15 protein-coding genes and 1 tRNA gene are annotated in these 14,248 nt (G+C 62.4%); 10 read left to right on the top strand and 6 right to left on the bottom strand.

The features are described 5' to 3' along the window. Positions 1-58: 58 nt before the first annotated feature. Both PQQ51_RS07640 and PQQ51_RS07635 read left to right on the top strand, forming a co-directional pair. A complete protein-coding gene (locus PQQ51_RS07640; protein ID WP_408496164.1) occupies positions 59-790 on the top strand; it encodes a peptidoglycan DD-metalloendopeptidase family protein in 732 nt (243 codons plus the stop codon). A 154-nt stretch (positions 791-944) separates the two neighbouring features. Next, on the top strand, positions 945-1,271 hold the full coding sequence (locus PQQ51_RS07635) for a hypothetical protein (RefSeq protein ID WP_408496163.1): 327 nt from the start codon (positions 945-947) through the stop codon (positions 1,269-1,271). A 690-nt stretch (positions 1,272-1,961) separates the two neighbouring features. Here the strand turns inward: PQQ51_RS07635 and PQQ51_RS07630 are convergent. After that, complete coding sequence (locus tag PQQ51_RS07630; protein ID WP_408496162.1) at positions 1,962-2,690, bottom strand: pentapeptide repeat-containing protein; 729 nt, start codon at positions 2,688-2,690, stop codon at positions 1,962-1,964. 109 nt (positions 2,691-2,799) lie between these two features. Here PQQ51_RS07630 and PQQ51_RS07625 point away from each other — a divergent pair, with 109 nt between their 5' ends. Together PQQ51_RS07625 and PQQ51_RS07620 are read left to right on the top strand one after the other, a co-directional pair. Further along, positions 2,800-3,108, top strand: a complete 309-nt coding sequence (locus tag PQQ51_RS07625; protein ID WP_091792620.1) for a DUF2288 domain-containing protein — start codon at positions 2,800-2,802, stop codon at positions 3,106-3,108. Continuing rightward, on the top strand, positions 3,060-4,454 hold the full coding sequence (locus tag PQQ51_RS07620; RefSeq protein WP_408496161.1) for an MATE family efflux transporter: 1,395 nt from the start codon (positions 3,060-3,062) through the stop codon (positions 4,452-4,454). The genes PQQ51_RS07625 and PQQ51_RS07620 overlap by 49 nt, the downstream gene beginning before the upstream one ends. Before the next feature lie 42 nt (positions 4,455-4,496). Here the strand turns inward: PQQ51_RS07620 and PQQ51_RS07615 are convergent, their stop codons facing one another. Beyond that, the gene (locus PQQ51_RS07615; protein ID WP_408496160.1) at positions 4,497-4,676 is read right to left on the bottom strand and encodes a hypothetical protein; all 180 of its coding nucleotides are present in this window, start codon (positions 4,674-4,676) and stop codon (positions 4,497-4,499) included. 172 nt (positions 4,677-4,848) lie between these two features. On the opposite strand from PQQ51_RS07615, the gene PQQ51_RS07610 reads away from it, so the two are divergent. The 5 genes from PQQ51_RS07610 (at position 4,849) to PQQ51_RS07590 (ending at position 7,276) form a co-directional block, all read left to right on the top strand. Then, on the top strand, positions 4,849-5,022 hold the full coding sequence (locus tag PQQ51_RS07610; protein ID WP_408496159.1) for a hypothetical protein: 174 nt from the start codon (positions 4,849-4,851) through the stop codon (positions 5,020-5,022). 174 nt (positions 5,023-5,196) lie between these two features. Further along, positions 5,197-5,355 (top strand): DUF3309 family protein, encoded by a 159-nt coding sequence (locus tag PQQ51_RS07605; protein WP_091792618.1) that lies wholly within the window; start codon positions 5,197-5,199, stop codon positions 5,353-5,355. Between the two features lie 93 nt (positions 5,356-5,448). Continuing rightward, positions 5,449-5,525 (top strand) — tRNA-Pro (locus PQQ51_RS07600). Positions 5,526-5,743: 218 nt separating this feature from the next. Beyond that, complete coding sequence (sixA, locus tag PQQ51_RS07595; protein WP_408496158.1) at positions 5,744-6,202, top strand: phosphohistidine phosphatase SixA; 459 nt, start codon at positions 5,744-5,746, stop codon at positions 6,200-6,202. 258 nt (positions 6,203-6,460) lie between these two features. Then, positions 6,461-7,276 (top strand): GNAT family N-acetyltransferase, encoded by an 816-nt coding sequence (locus PQQ51_RS07590; protein ID WP_408496157.1) that lies wholly within the window; start codon positions 6,461-6,463, stop codon positions 7,274-7,276. Positions 7,277-7,441: 165 nt separating this feature from the next. Here PQQ51_RS07590 and ppx read toward each other — a convergent pair whose 3' ends face one another. Further along, positions 7,442-9,055: an exopolyphosphatase gene (gene ppx, locus PQQ51_RS07585; protein WP_408496156.1), complete on the bottom strand. Its 1,614-nt coding sequence runs from the start codon at positions 9,053-9,055 to the stop codon at positions 7,442-7,444. Positions 9,056-9,254: 199 nt separating this feature from the next. On the opposite strand from ppx, the gene ppk1 reads away from it, so the two are divergent. Next, positions 9,255-11,318 carry a polyphosphate kinase 1 gene (gene ppk1 / locus PQQ51_RS07580; protein ID WP_408496155.1) on the top strand — a complete coding sequence of 688 codons (2,064 nt, stop codon included), beginning with the start codon at positions 9,255-9,257 and terminating at the stop codon, positions 11,316-11,318. A 127-nt stretch (positions 11,319-11,445) separates the two neighbouring features. On the opposite strand, the gene phoR is transcribed toward ppk1, so the two are convergent. Genes phoR through phoU form a run of 3 tightly spaced genes read right to left on the bottom strand, consistent with a single transcriptional unit; the run spans position 11,446 to position 14,236 of the window. Further along, positions 11,446-12,759: a phosphate regulon sensor histidine kinase PhoR gene (gene phoR, locus PQQ51_RS07575; RefSeq protein WP_408496154.1), complete on the bottom strand. Its 1,314-nt coding sequence runs from the start codon at positions 12,757-12,759 to the stop codon at positions 11,446-11,448. Between the two features lie 44 nt (positions 12,760-12,803). Beyond that, positions 12,804-13,505: a phosphate regulon transcriptional regulator PhoB gene (phoB, locus tag PQQ51_RS07570; RefSeq protein ID WP_028199153.1), complete on the bottom strand. Its 702-nt coding sequence runs from the start codon at positions 13,503-13,505 to the stop codon at positions 12,804-12,806. Between the two features lie 26 nt (positions 13,506-13,531). Then, positions 13,532-14,236 carry a phosphate signaling complex protein PhoU gene (phoU, locus tag PQQ51_RS07565; RefSeq protein WP_408496153.1) on the bottom strand — a complete coding sequence of 235 codons (705 nt, stop codon included), beginning with the start codon at positions 14,234-14,236 and terminating at the stop codon, positions 13,532-13,534. Positions 14,237-14,248 lie beyond the last annotated feature (12 nt).

Here is a 14,248-nt window from a genome sequence, read left to right as displayed (position 1 = left end):
TTTGTATCCACCTGCCACGTGATCGGGATCGGCGCGCGGCAGCGCTTTGCGAGGTCCAATGCCTGACACAACAAGAATGATGAAGCGGCTCGTTTGCGCGTCGCTGCTCGCGGTGCTCGTCGCCTGCGGGTCGGCGCCGGTGGGTCCGGGGTTTTATCGCGTCGAACGCGGCGATACGCTGTCGAAAATCGCGCGCAGCAACAGGCAGTCGGTGCAGAGCATCGTCCGCTGGAACAATCTGACCAACCCGGACAGTATCGAGGTCGGCCAGGTGCTGCGCGTCGTGCCGCCGGGCGGCTCGAGCTCGACGAGCGGCGCCGTGCGCAGCGGCGGAAACGGCGGCGGCAGTGCGTCAAGCTCGCCACGTGCCGCACCGCCCACCTCTGCGTCCGCCGATAGCGCGCCGTCCGCCGCGCCGGCATCGGCGATTTCGCTCGTGTGGCCGGCCGACGGCACGGTGATCCGGCGTTTCGACGGCAACAATTCGAAGGGCATCGACATTTCCGCGGCGGCCGGCACGCCGGTGATCGCCGCGGCGCCCGGCACCGTCGTGTACGCGGGCAATGGCTTGCGCGGTTATGGCAACCTGCTGATTCTGAAGCACAATGCCGAGTATCTGACCGCCTATGCGCACAACCGCGTGCTGCTCGTGAAGGAAGGCCAGACGGTCACGCGCGGCGAGAAGATCGCCGAGATGGGCGACACCGACACCGACCGCGTGATGCTGCACTTCGAATTGCGCTATCAGGGCCGCTCGATCGACCCGTCGCGCTCGCTGCCGCCCCGCTAGGCGGTCGATCCGATCGGTCGCCCAGGGCTGCGGCGGCATGTCAGGCACGCAGCCTGCAATCACGCCCCGGGGAACCCGGCGTGCTATAAAACGCTCAATCCGACACCGACGTGGCCGCACGCCACGTCGCCCTGTCATCTGTAAGGAACCTGCAATGAAGAGCGCATTTGCGTCGGCGGCCATGGCCGCGGCGATCGGCCTCGGCCTGCTGACGCTCGGCAGCCTCGGCGGCTGCTCGAGCACCACCACCATGACGTATCTGCCGAGCGGAGATACCGGCTTTGCGATCAACTGCAGCGGCAGCGATGCGAGCTCCAGCTGGGCCGAGTGCTACAAGCAGGCCGGCCAGGTGTGCGGCAACTACGGCTACGACGTCGTGTCGAAAGACGTCGATAACGGCGCCACGTCGGGCGGCACGGTCGCCGGCATTTTCGGCGCGAACGTGAAGAACCGCTCGATGGTGGTTCGCTGCAAACAGTAAAGGCCGAACGGCCGCGCGCGGCATCGCGTAAAAGCCGCACGTTAATTCAACCGACGTAATTCGCGTAATGCGGCGGATAAAAAAAGCCCGGCTCGAGGCCGGGCTAACGGGGGTTCGGCGCATATCGGCAAAGGACCGGTTCACCATGCGCCAGAACGGAATCTAACAACCCCGTTATTCAAGTGCAATCTATTAATTTCGCACGCAATGTGATGCGGCGCACGGAGTCCGCATTACGTGAATATAAACCCGCGCAAATACGGCTTTAAATACGGCATGCGTTACGACGCAATACGCCATAAAATGCGCCGATTAGAATCCGGCAAACCAGGCGCAGAGCCGCATAAAATCAGGCGCACGCCAAATGACCCGCAATACGCCTGAGGAAAGGCGCATGGCCGATTTTTGCTAATGCGCACAACGCTCTCCGACGTTGCTTCCGGCGGCTTTCCTTTTGTGCGCCAACGCACTATTCCGGCATTTTAATTAAATCGACCGGGCAAACAACGCACCGCTCTGCTCACATTATATTCGCGGTTAGCGAATATAAAAGCCCATTTTAAATCCCACGACAAATAGCGCCGCATAAATACGCTGACGCAATTGATTGCATCCGATGATAACGATTGCCGCCGTCACCGTAGCGCAAAACGCGCGCGCGGCTAATTCAACTGAATTGAAAACTCGCACTCACATTACCCGCAATCCCAATTCGGTCACGAGCACCGCCGCCTGCTGATGCGAAATCGTCGCCCCCTTGAAGAGCGCCGCATCGACCAGCCGCACGCCGCTCAGATCGGCCTCGCGCAAGTCCGCACCGTCGAAACGCGCGCCCTTCAGATGCGCGTCCTTCAGACTGCAGCCGTCGAACGTCGCTTCACGGAAATCGACGCCCGCCAGATCGGCGTCGGAAAAGTCGAGCTGGTGCAGCGTCGCCTTGCGAAACGACAGCCCGCGCAAATACGCGCCCACCAGCAAAGTCTCGGCGAAGCTCAAACCGAGCGCGGTACACGCTTCGAAATTCGCGCCGGTCAGCTTGCAGCCGCGAAACGACGCCGACGCAAGCTTTGCGCGCCGCCAGCTGGTGTTGTTCAGATCGCTCGACTGGAAGGCCGCGTCGACCAGATCGGCCGATGCAAAATCCGCCTCGCGCGCACGGCAACGCACCCAGCGCGTGTGCGACAGCGACGCGCCGAAAAACGACGTCTCGACGAGCGTGCAGCGATGAAACTCGACGCCGCGCAGATCGAGCCGCGACAGATCGGCGCTCTCGAAATCGCAATCGGCGAAACGGAGCGGCTCATTGCCGGCGGCGTGACTCGCGGCGATCAGGCGCTCGACGTCGGCGCGCCCCAGCGTGATATCGGCGACGGCGTGAGCTTGCGTGCCCGCGCCCGGCGCCGTTGAATCCAGTGACATGAAGGTTCAGAATCGTTTCCGGGAAACCCAAAGCGTACCGGAACGTGTGCTGCGATGGCAGTGCGCGGCGATGGTTTATAGTAACGGCCCCGTCAGAGCCCCCCTTACAATGACTTCCAACGACGCCACCCACAGCCCGCTCTACGCGAAGCTGCTCGCGGAAACCGCCAAAATCGGCTGGCCCGAACTCGAACGCTTTTTCGCCCGCGGCATGCTGCTGCGCGTCGTGCGCGACCTCGATCTGGTCAGCGTCGCAGAGGCCATTGCGAGCGACGACACCACGCAGGTCACGCAATGGCTATCCGCCGGGCTCGTCGAACGCGTGCAGGCGGAAACCGCCGCCGACTTCGCCGCGCGCGACCCCGATCTATGGGCCGTCGTGGTCTCGCCCTGGGTCTGCGTGCAGGAACGCAATTGAGTGACACCGCGGCCGCCGTGCCGGTGCGCTGGCACCGGCGCGTGCTGACGCTGGCTTTTCCGATCGTCCTCGCGAATCTGACACAACCGATTCTCGGCGCGGTCGACACCGCGGTCGCCGGGCATCTCGAGAACGCGTCCTACCTTGGCGGCGTCGCGCTCGGCGGCCTGTTCTTCAACTTCGTGTTCTGGGGCTTCGGCTTTTTGCGCATGGGCACCACGGGGCTCGCCGCGCAAGCGCATGGCGCCGGCGATCAGGCCGGCCTGCGCGACACCGTCGTGCGCGCGCTGCTGCTCGCCGCCGCGATCGGCGCAGCGGTCCTGCTGCTGCAAACCCCGTTGATCGACTACACGCTCCACGCGCTCGGCGGCAGCGACGCAGTACAGCGGCACGCGCAGATCTATTGCCGCGCGCGCATCTGGGCCGCGCCGCTTGCGCTCGGCAACTACGTGGTGCTCGGCTGGCTACTGGGTACGCAACGGGTGCGGCTCGCGTTGCTGTCGCAGGTGTTGATCAATAGCGTGAATATTGTGGCGGTGCTGCTGTACGTGTACGGATTCGATTGGGGCGTCGCGGGAATCGGCGCTGCCACCGCCACGGCGGATGCGCTCGGCTTCGTGCTCGGCGTCGTGCTGCTGTGGCGCAACTGGCCGCGTGGCTTGCCCGCGCTGAACCGCGCGGCGTTATTCGACGCCGCCGCACTCAAGCGTCTGGTGGTGTTGAACCGCGATATTTTCGTGCGCACGCTGTGCCTGCTGGCATCGTTCGGCTGGTTCGCGCATCTCGGCGCCCGTCAGGGCGACGCGACGCTCGCCGCCAACGCGCTGCTGCTCAACTTGCAGACGTTCATGGCCTATGGACTCGACGGCTTCGCGCACGCGGCCGAAGCGCTGGTCGGTGCGGCGATCGGGGCGCGCGAGCGCCATGCGTTCGTACAGGCCGTCAAGGTGAGCGCCCTGTGGTCCGGGTTCGGCGCGCTCGGCTTCACACTCGTGTACTGGGGCGCGGGCACGTGGATCGTCGAATGCCTGACCGACCAGGCCGCGGTGCGCGCCGCCGCCGAAACCTATTTGCCGTGGGCTGCGCTCTCGCCGGTGATTTCGGTGTGGGGCTTTCTGCTCGACGGCGTGTTCATCGGCGCGACGCGCACGCGGGAATTGATGACGTCGATGGTCGTATCGTTCGCGGTGTTCGTCGCGGCGTCGTGGGCGCTGCTGACGCTGTACGGCAACCACGGCTTGTGGGCCGCGATGCTGATCTTCATGGCCGCGCGCGGCCTCACGCTCGCGCGCTTTCTGCCTCGCGTGGCGCACAGCGTGCCGGCTGCGGTTGCCGTTGCAGGCTGAAGCAAACGCATGTCAAGCGGCACGTTAAGCGGCCTGATCCGCTTACTGCGACACCGGCGCCGGGACCATCGCGGGCGGACGGTCGTCGGTGGGCACGCCGTGATAGTCGGCGGGATCTTTCGGCGGCGGTCCGCCTTTGTGGCCGGAGGGATCGTTGACACAGCCGGAGAGGCTGCTAAAGCCGGCGGCAGCCAGCAATGCGATCAACAGGATGCGGTTCATAGACTCTCGAAACGGATAAATTAACTGACCGGGAAACAGCCAACGAGGAAGCGCCGAGAGTCTACCCGCAAAGCGCATTCCACCAAGGCCTGCGACGCAATTGTCGCGCTCGCATTTCATGACACGTGACCTACCATGAAGACACGGCTGCATCTCATGGAAGGAGACTGCCATGGACACTGAAACCATCGCGGGTCTGGCCGGACTCGCAATCGGTCTGCTCGTGCTGCTCGCGTTGTCGATTTTCGAATCGAGAACCTATCGGCGCGAACACGACGGCGAAGGCATGCTGCATCACTGGCTCGCTCAACAACACCGGCCGCGCTGGCTGCATCGAAAGCACTGAGCGACGCGCCGACTTTCTTCCCCTGACTCGTCACCTCCGGGCACACCGCTTGCTGTTTCAAACGCAGCAGGCGGATGCGCGCTTGCGCGTCCTGAATCGTCCCGGCATGCAGGTGCCGGACCAACCGTACTACGCGGCCCGGCTGTGTCCGAGGGCCCGACAGGGAGAACTCACATGACCATCGGAACCATTCTGCTTATCGTGCTCATCCTGCTGCTGATCGGCGCGTTGCCGAGCTGGCCGTACAGCAGCGGCTGGGGTTACCGGCCGACCGGGCTTGTCGGTGTCGTGCTGATCATCGTGATCGTTTTGTTGCTGATGGGACGGATCTAGACGCGCGGCGTTCTCGATTCCACGGCCTGTTTCACTTCTTCGCAATTCGTGATTGACTCTGGCACCCAATGCCACGTAGAATCTCGGATTCGTCGGAGCGTAGCGCAGCCTGGTAGCGCATCTGATTTGGGATCAGAGGGTCGAAGGTTCGAATCCTTTCGCTCCGACCACGAAAAGCAATACGAAACCCGCGTAGCCTTCGGCTTCGCGGGTTTTTGCTTTCTGGTCCGACTTTTTTGGTTCGACCTTTTTCTGGTCCGACCTTTTCGGTTCGACTCTCCGCCGTTCTTTTTCCGCGGCCTGTTCTGTGTTTGTCACACACCGGCTGCTAGTCTTTCTCCACCCGGCGTCACCCGGGGACCGCACAACCAGAGTCAAGGAGACACACATGGATCTGATCCTCTGGCGTCACGCCGAAGCCGAAGACATCGCCGCCACCGATCTGGCTCGCGCGCTCACCACGCGCGGCCGCAAGCAGGCGCAAACCGTCGCCAAATGGCTGCGTACCCGCCTGCCCGACGACGCCCTCGTACTCGCCAGCCCGGCCGTACGCACGATCCAGACTGCCGAGACCTTGAGCGACCAGTACCGCGTGGTGCGCGAACTGGCGCCGAACGCGAGCGTCGCCGCTGTGCTGGAAGCCGCCGGCTGGCCGAAAGGTATCGCGCAGACCGTGGTGATCGTCGGCCACCAACCCACGCTCGGTCACGTGGCCGCACGCCTGCTCGGCGATAGCAACGCCAGTTGGCCTTTGAAGAAAGCGGGCGTCTGGTGGATCGCCAGCCGCGAACGCGACGGCGACGACCAGGCCGTGCTGCGCGCGGCGATCAGCCCCGAACTGGTCTGAGATGTATTGAAGTTGAGCCGAGGTTGAGCTGAACTTGAGCTGAGCCCACCGGGCCGCGAGCCCGCGCGGCCGCTCCATTCACGCGCGCCGATTCGCGTGAAAACAACGTGTTTCCGCCAGCCTGCTACAAGATTACAAGCCACGAGCGCCGAGCTTACGTCCAGTCATCCAATCGTCACGGCATTGCCATGCGAGCGTCACCAGGCGTTACTACATTGGCGAAAAAAGAAATCTTCCTTTTTTCGACCAGGACCCCCAATGCGAGAACTGCCGACGCCCACCCTGCCCCTCGCTTCGCTCTTCTTCGAAACGCGGCGTCTGCCGCGCGCCGAGGAGACGGTCACCGCCCAGCATCGGCTGCAGGTTACGTGGGCTCGCACCGACGAAGAACTGCGCGAAGCACAGCGTCTGCGCTACCGCGTATTCGCCGATGAAATGGGCGCACGGCTCACCGGTCCTGTCGGGCTCGACGTCGATGCGTTCGACTCCTATTGCGATCATCTGCTGGTGCGCGATCTCGACACGCTGAAGGTGGTCGGCACGTATCGCGTATTGCCGCCGCATCAGGCCGCCCGCCTCGGCCGTCTGTATGCGGAAAGCGAATTCGACGTGTCGCGCCTCACGCACCTGCGCGCGAAGATGGTCGAAGTGGGCCGCTCGTGCGTGCATCCGGACTACCGCAGCGGCTCGGTGATCATGTCGCTGTGGGCGGGGCTCGCCGCCTACATGAAGCACAACAGCTACGAAACGATGCTCGGCTGCGCGAGCGTTGCGATGGTCGACGGCGGCCACTTCGCGGCGAACCTGTATTGCGCGCTGCGCGACAGTTCGCTGACCGCGCCGGAATATCGCGCGTTCCCGCATACGCCGTTGCCGGTCGACGAATTGCAGACCGGTGCCGACGTCACGCCACCGCCGCTCGTGAAGGGTTATCTGCGTCTCGGCGCGAAGATTTGCGGCGCGCCGGCATGGGATCCTGACTTCAATACCGCTGACTTTCTGACGCTGTTCCGCCTGTCGGATATCAATGCGCGTTACGCGCGGCATTTTTTAGGTGATGCGTTGCCGCGTTAAGCGAACCACGCGTGTCATCGCGCAGCGAACGCGTCGAGCGCAACGCGCGCATCGCGTGATGCAAACAATGCCCATGAAAAAAGCCCGGCGGATGTGAATTGCATCCGCCGGGCTTTGTGTTTTCAGCGCGTGCATACAGTGCAATACGCGCGATGAAACGCGTTACTAGTCCGTATAAACCACGCGATACGGAATCCCGACCTTCTCCCACTCGGCCGCTTCCTGAATCAGGCTGTAGTCGGTGAGCGGATTGTTCGCGACCCAGTCATTGGGCAGACGCACTTCATAACCGCCGTTGACCTGCGCGACCGCAATACCCGGCAAACCGACATCCGCACGCCGACGGCACAACAACGCAGCAAGCCGCAGACAGAACAGCAGCGGCCACTCCACTTCGCGTGTTTGCGACAGCTTGCCGAGCTTGCCCGCATGGCCGAGCACAAGCGCGGCGAGGCGCGCCTGATCGGTGCGCGAAAAACCCGGCATGTCGGCGTTGCTTGCGATGTACGCCGAATGCTTGTGATAAGCGCTATGCGAAATCGACAAACCGATCTCGTGCAACGCCGCGGCCCAACCGAGGAACATCCGGTTTTCCACGCGACGTTCGTCGTCGGCTTCCGCGAACTGGTTGTAAAAACTCACCGCCAGTTCGCCGATGCGACCCGCCTGCGCGCGATCCACGCCATAGCGGCGCATGAAGCCTTCCACCGTGACCGTGCGCATGTCTTCGTGCTGCGAACGGCCCAGCAGGTCGTACAGCACGCCCAGACGCAACGCGCCGTCCGTCGTATCGACATAATCGACGCCGAGTTCGTCGAACACCGCGATCATGATCGACAGACCGCCGGCGAGCACCGGAATACGATCGCCTTTCAACGCGACGAGCTTCAGACGATTGACGTTCTCCGCCTTGATCAATGCGCGCTTGAGCCGCTCGAGGCCGCCGCGCGAAATACCGTGCGTGATGCCGGGATCGTTGAAACCGTTCGCTTCGACCAGTTCGGCAAGCGCGCGCGCGGTGCCCGACGAGCCGATTGCCTGCTCCCAGCCGGTCTTTTTATAGTCGGCCGAAATGATCTGGATTTCGCGACTCGCTGCGAGCTCGGCCTGACGCATCGTGTATTCGTCGACGTTGCCGGCCGGAAAGAATGCGCGGCTATGGCTCACGCAGCCGATATACAGGCTTTCCATCTTGATCGGCGTGTAGTGCGAGCCAATGATGAATTCCGTCGACCCGCCGCCGATATCCACCACGAGCCGCTTGCCCGCGCTGGCCGGCACCGAGTGCGCGGCGCCCGCGTAAATGAGCCGCGCTTCTTCGCGCCCGGCGATCACTTCGATTGGAAAACCGAGCGCGGCTTGCGCCTCGCCGAGAAACTCGCCGGCGTTCTTGGCGATGCGTAATGTATTGGTGGCGACCGCGCGAACGTGGTCAGGATGAAAATCGCGCAGCCGTTCGCCGAAGCGCTTCAGCGCGTCCCAACCGCGTACCTGCGAGGCGCGGTCGAGCATTTTGTCGCGTGACAGACCCGCCGCGAGCCGCACGGGCTCACGCAATGCGTCGACCTGGTAGATCTGGCTGCCCGCGTCGGTTTCCTCGACCCTTCCGACAATCAGCCGGAAGCTGTTCGAGCCGAGATCGACAGCGGCGAGGAGTTGTGGCGTATTGACCATCGAGTAAGCAAACTCCATACGCGCGAGCGCGGCCGCGGTGGATGCGGAAGACGCCGAGTGGGGTTTCGACGCCTTGTGGCCGGCCGCGTGGTTCAAAGACGCCATTCTAAGCGTAGCGGGCCTCACGATGTCACCTCGCAGCAATGGGGGTTCGGCATGATCCCATACACACTGCGTCATATTGACGACACGCGACCGATACAGCGTAGAATTAAACGCCCGAATGTCATAACAACGTCATCATACTGTGAGAATTTCCGAGCGTCTTTCCGCCTCTCTTCCTGACATTCCATTCTCGCTGCCGATGTCCATCCGCTACCCCTTATTGAATCGCGAGCTGGGCATTCTGGGTTTCAACGAGCGTGTGTTGGCACAAGCTGCCGACCCCGCCGTCCCTTTGCTCGAACGTCTGCGCTTCATCTGCATCACCAGTAGCAACCTCGACGAATTCTTCGAAGTCCGCATGGCCGGATTGCAGGAGCAGATGCGCGACAACCCCGGCGCATTGTCGCCCGACGGGATGTCGCTGCAGCATGTGTACGACCTCGTGGTCGAGCGCGCGCAGAAGCTCGTGCATCGCCAGTACACGATGCTGCACGACACGGTGCTCACCGCGCTCGAAGGCGAAGGCATCTATTTTCACGGCACCGAAGCGTGGAACGAAGCGCAGACCGAATGGGCGCGCAACTATTTCTTCGACGAACTGCTGCCGGTGCTCACGCCGATCGGGCTCGATCCCGCGCATCCGTTTCCGCGCGTGCTCAACAAGAGCCTGAACTTCGTCGTCGAGCTCGAAGGTAAAGACGCGTTCGGCCGTCAGGCGATGATGGGCATTGTGCAGGCGCCGCGCGCATTGCCGCGGCTCGTGCGCATGCCGCAGGAACTGTCCGGCTATCCGCATGGTTTCGTGCTGCTGAGTTCGCTGTTGCAACGCTTTGTCGGCGAGCTGTTTCCGAATCTCGTCGTGCGCAGTTGCAACCAGTTCCGGATTACACGCAATAGCGAACTGTTCGTCGACGAAGACGAAATCACCAACCTGCGCGTCGCGTTGCAGGGCGAATTGCCCGCGCGCCATCTGGGCAATGCGGTGCGCCTCGAAGTGTCGGCGGACACCCCTGCACACGTCGTGCGGCGTCTGCTCGACGAAAGCAGTCTGACCACCAAAGATTGCTATTTCGCCAACGGCCCCGTCAATCTGGTGCGTCTGATGCAGTTGCCGGAGATGGTCGACCGGCCCGATCTGAAGTTCGTCCCGCACATTCCTGCCACGCCGTCGCAAATCGCCAACAGCGCGAGCATGTTTGACGTGATCGATCAGGGCGACGTGCTGCTGCATCATCCGTACGAAAGCTTCCAGCCGGTACTCGAACTTCTGTTGCAGGCGGCTAAAGATCCGAACGTGGTCGCGATCAAGCAGACCATCTACCGCACCGGCACCGACTCGCCGCTGATGGACGCGCTGATGCAGGCCGCGCGCAACGGCAAGGAAGTCACGGTGGTGGTGGAGCTGCTCGCGCGCTTCGACGAAGAAACCAACATCAACTGGGCGTCGCAGCTCGAAGCAGTGGGCGCGCACGTCGTGTACGGCGTGGTGGGCCACAAGTGCCACGCGAAGATGATGCTGATCGTGCGGCGCGTGTCGAGCGGCGGCAAGACCACGCTCAAGCGCTACGTGCACCTCGGCACCGGCAACTATCATCCGCGCACTGCGCGTCTTTATACCGACTTCGCGCTGATGACCGCCGATCAGCGGATCTGCGAAGACGTGCATCACGTGTTCCAGCAACTCACGGGTATCGGCGGCGAGTTGACGCTGCACGAGTTGTGGCAATCGCCGTTCACGCTGCATCCGCGGCTTGTCGAAGCGATTCGCGCCGAAGCCGACAACGCGCGTGCCGGCAGAAAAGCGCGCATCGTCGCGAAGATGAATGCGCTGCTCGAGCCGACGGTGATCGCCGAGTTGTACGAAGCGTCACAGGCCGGCGTGAAGATCGATCTGATCGTGCGCGGCGTGTGTTCGCTGCAACCGGGTGTGCCGGGGTTGTCGGAGAACATTACGGTGCGCTCGATCGTCGGGCGTTTTCTCGAACATCACCGCATCTTCTATTTCTACGACGGCGGCAAGGAGAAGGTCTATCTGTCGAGTGCGGACTGGATGGATCGCAACTTCTTCCGGCGCGTCGAAGTGGCGTTCCCGATCAATAACCGGCGCCTGAAGCGGCGGGTGATCGCCGAGGGTCTGTCGGCGTTTCTCGGCGACAATCAGTCCGCGTGGCTGATGCAAAGCGACGGCCATTATCGCCGGCGCCGGCCGGGTAAGTCGTCGCGCAATGCGCAGATGAGTTTGCTGACGAAGTTCTGCCCGTGATGCATTGACGGGCGTCGAGTGACGCGCCGGGTGCTTGCGGCGCTCACTTTCGCAAGCCAGCAAAGCAGCATGAAAAAAGCCCGCCGGGTTCACACCTCCGGCGGGCTATTTTTTGTGGCCTGTACTTTTACGCCGGCGCCGGTTGCCGCCGCGCGGTACGAAACACCGGGAAGCGCACCGTGAACGTGCTGCCACGCCCCTCTTCACTCTTCACGTCGAGTTGCGCCTCGTGCCGTTGCAGCACGTGCTTGACGATCGCGAGCCCCAGCCCCGTGCCGCCCGTATCGCGCGAACGGCTGCGATCGACACGATAGAACCGCTCGGTCAGTCGCGGAATGTCCGCGGCCGGAATGCCCAGGCCGCTATCGGTGACCGAAAACACCGCGTGTCCGCCGTGGCCCTGCCAGGTCACGCGAATCGCGCCGCCATCCGGCGTATAGCGGATCGCATTGGTCACCAGATTGCCGAACGCGCTGAGTATTTCCGTTTCGACGCCGGTGACCGTGAGCCCTTCGTCGACGTCGAACACGATCCTGTGATGGTCGCTCGACAGGCTTTGCGCATCGTCGCGCAAATGACGCAGCACCGCGCGCATATCGATCATGTGATCGCTCGGCGACTTGTTGTCGCCCTCGAGCTTTGCAAGCACCAGCAGATCGTTGACGATGTGCCGCATGCGCGACGCCTGCTGCTCCATCAGTTCGAGGTAGCGCGCGCGCTCGGCCTCGCTCAGCGGCAGCTCACGCATCGTCTCGAGAAATCCGGACAGTACCGTGAGCGGCGTCTTCAATTCGTGCGACACGTTGGCGACGAAATCGCGCCGCATCGCATCGGTGCGCTCGAGTTCGGTGATGTCTTGCGACAACACCAGCTTGCGATTTTCGCCGTACGGAAACACCTGCACAGACAGCACGTTCTGGCGCTTGTCGCCCATCCCGCGCATGATCAGCATTTCTTCGTAACTATGCGAATTCAGATAGCGGACGAAGTCCGGCTGACGTACCAGATGCGTGATGTGCTGACGCAGATCGCGCTTCGCGTCGAGGCCGAAATGCACTTCGGAGATCGCATTGCACCACTCGATCTGGTCGTGGTCGTCGAGCATCGCGACGCCGTTCGGCGATGCCTGGATCGCCTGAATGAAACGCGAATGTTGCTGTTCGACCTGACGCACCTGCGCATGCCAGCGCTTCGCGAGCTTATGCAGACGGTAATAGATTTCGCCCCAGATGCCGGGAGCACTCGGCACTTCGCCATACACCGGCGCGTCGAGCAGACGCCACAAGCGCTGCTTGTGAAACGTGCTGAAGATACTTTGCGCGAGCAGCATGAAGATCGCGAGGATCAGCCCTGCCTTGACGTTCACGAGCGTGCCGACCACCACGCACAGAACCGCCAGCAGCACGACGGACACGATGGAGCGCGCCCAGATGATGTTCATGTTCTAGCGATCGAAGAGAAAACCGCGCCAACTGCGGGTGGCAGTCAGGCGCTCTTGGCGAGCCGATAGCCGCTGCCGCGTACCGTCTCAATCATAGCATCGCACCCGGCCGGCTTCAGCGCCGCGCGTAGCCGCTTGATGTGCACGTCCACCGTACGTTCTTCGACGAACACGTGATCGCCCCACACCTGATCCAGCAATTGCGTGCGGCTGTGCACGCGCTCCGGATGCGTCATGAAGAAATGCAGCAGACGGAATTCGGTCGGACCCAGATCGAGCTTGATCTCGCTGCCCTCGGCGTGCGCGGCCACACGATGCGTCGCCGGATCGAGCTTCAGACCGTTGATCGCCACCAGGTCTTCGGTGAGCTGCGGCGCGCGGCGGCGCAACACCGCCTTGATCCGCGCCATCAGTTCTTTCGGCGAGAACGGCTTGGTCACGTAATCGTCCGCGCCGATTTCGAGGCCGAGCACCTTGTCCTGCTCATCGCCGCGCGCGGTCAGCATGATGATCGGAATGTGCTTCGTGCGCTCGTTGTTGCGCAGATCGCGAGCGAACGCGATGCCCGATTTGCCCGGCAACATCCAGTCGAGCAGGACCAGATCGGGCAACACGTCACTGATCAGGTTCTGCGCCTGCTCGGCGTTGTACGCGCGAATCGGGCAGTGACCGGCGTGCTGAAGATTGACCGAAATAAGTTCGGAAATGGCGGGCTCATCTTCAATGACGAGAATGCTGCTGGGCATCGGCACCTCTGTTCCTTATCTCTGGCTTAACTGAGTGCTTCGCGTTCGAGCGCGTCGCGCGATTTGTGGCGCACGTCCGTACCCTTGACGATGTAGATGATGAATTCGGCGATGTTCTTCGCGTGGTCGCCGATCCGCTCGATCGCCTTCGCGATGAACAGGAAATCGAGACCCACCGAAATCGAACGCGGATCTTCGGTCATGTACGAAATCAGCTTGCGCACGAACGCGCGGAATTCTTCGTCGATCGCTTTGTCGTCGCGCACGATCTGCGCGGCGGCAACCGTGTCCAGACGCGCGAATGCGTCCAGCGCACGGCGTAAAATCGATACCGCCATTTCACCCGACAATTTGATCTCGGCGATATTGATGGTGCGCGACGCGCCGTCTTCCATCAGACGCTTGGTGCGCTTCGCGATCTTTTCGGCCTCGTCGCCGGCGCGTTCGAGATTCGTAATGGTTTTCGAAATCGCGATCAGAAGGCGCAGGTCACGCGCGGCCGGCTGACGGCGCGCGATGATGTTGCTGCATTCTTCGTCGATTTCCACTTCCATCTTGTTCAGGCGATCTTCCGCGGCGATCACCTGTTCACAGATGTCGCGGTCGAATTCGTTCAGAGCCTGCATCGCATTGACGATCTGCGATTCGACGAGGCCGCCCATTTCGAGCACCTTCGAGGAAACGAGGTTCAGATCGGCGTCGAACTGGCTGGACAGGTGTTTGTCGGACATGTCGTACTCCGT

The sequence above is a fragment of the Paraburkholderia xenovorans genome, assembly GCF_046030735.1.
GTDB lineage: Bacteria > Pseudomonadota > Gammaproteobacteria > Burkholderiales > Burkholderiaceae > Paraburkholderia > Paraburkholderia xenovorans_A.
This window is presented reverse-complemented; position numbering and strand designations above follow the sequence as displayed.

What these genes read in the sequence shown, in the direction of transcription:
- PQQ51_RS07640 (WP_408496164.1), top strand. Translation starts at nt 59, where the DNA reads ATGCCTGACACAACAAGAATGATGAAGCGGCTCGTTTGCGCGTCGCTG.
- PQQ51_RS07635 (WP_408496163.1), top strand. Translation starts at nt 945, where the DNA reads ATGAAGAGCGCATTTGCGTCGGCGGCCATGGCCGCGGCGATCGGCCTC.
- PQQ51_RS07630 (WP_408496162.1), bottom strand. Translation starts at nt 2,690, where the DNA reads ATGTCACTGGATTCAACGGCGCCGGGCGCGGGCACGCAAGCTCACGCC.
- PQQ51_RS07625 (WP_091792620.1), top strand. Translation starts at nt 2,800, where the DNA reads ATGACTTCCAACGACGCCACCCACAGCCCGCTCTACGCGAAGCTGCTC.
- PQQ51_RS07620 (WP_408496161.1), top strand. Translation starts at nt 3,060, where the DNA reads ATGGGCCGTCGTGGTCTCGCCCTGGGTCTGCGTGCAGGAACGCAATTG.
- PQQ51_RS07615 (WP_408496160.1), bottom strand. Translation starts at nt 4,676, where the DNA reads ATGAACCGCATCCTGTTGATCGCATTGCTGGCTGCCGCCGGCTTTAGC.
- PQQ51_RS07610 (WP_408496159.1), top strand. Translation starts at nt 4,849, where the DNA reads ATGGACACTGAAACCATCGCGGGTCTGGCCGGACTCGCAATCGGTCTG.
- PQQ51_RS07605 (WP_091792618.1), top strand. Translation starts at nt 5,197, where the DNA reads ATGACCATCGGAACCATTCTGCTTATCGTGCTCATCCTGCTGCTGATC.
- sixA (WP_408496158.1), top strand. Translation starts at nt 5,744, where the DNA reads ATGGATCTGATCCTCTGGCGTCACGCCGAAGCCGAAGACATCGCCGCC.
- PQQ51_RS07590 (WP_408496157.1), top strand. Translation starts at nt 6,461, where the DNA reads ATGCGAGAACTGCCGACGCCCACCCTGCCCCTCGCTTCGCTCTTCTTC.
- ppx (WP_408496156.1), bottom strand. Translation starts at nt 9,055, where the DNA reads ATGGCGTCTTTGAACCACGCGGCCGGCCACAAGGCGTCGAAACCCCAC.
- ppk1 (WP_408496155.1), top strand. Translation starts at nt 9,255, where the DNA reads ATGTCCATCCGCTACCCCTTATTGAATCGCGAGCTGGGCATTCTGGGT.
- phoR (WP_408496154.1), bottom strand. Translation starts at nt 12,759, where the DNA reads ATGAACATCATCTGGGCGCGCTCCATCGTGTCCGTCGTGCTGCTGGCG.
- phoB (WP_028199153.1), bottom strand. Translation starts at nt 13,505, where the DNA reads ATGCCCAGCAGCATTCTCGTCATTGAAGATGAGCCCGCCATTTCCGAA.
- phoU (WP_408496153.1), bottom strand. Translation starts at nt 14,236, where the DNA reads ATGTCCGACAAACACCTGTCCAGCCAGTTCGACGCCGATCTGAACCTC.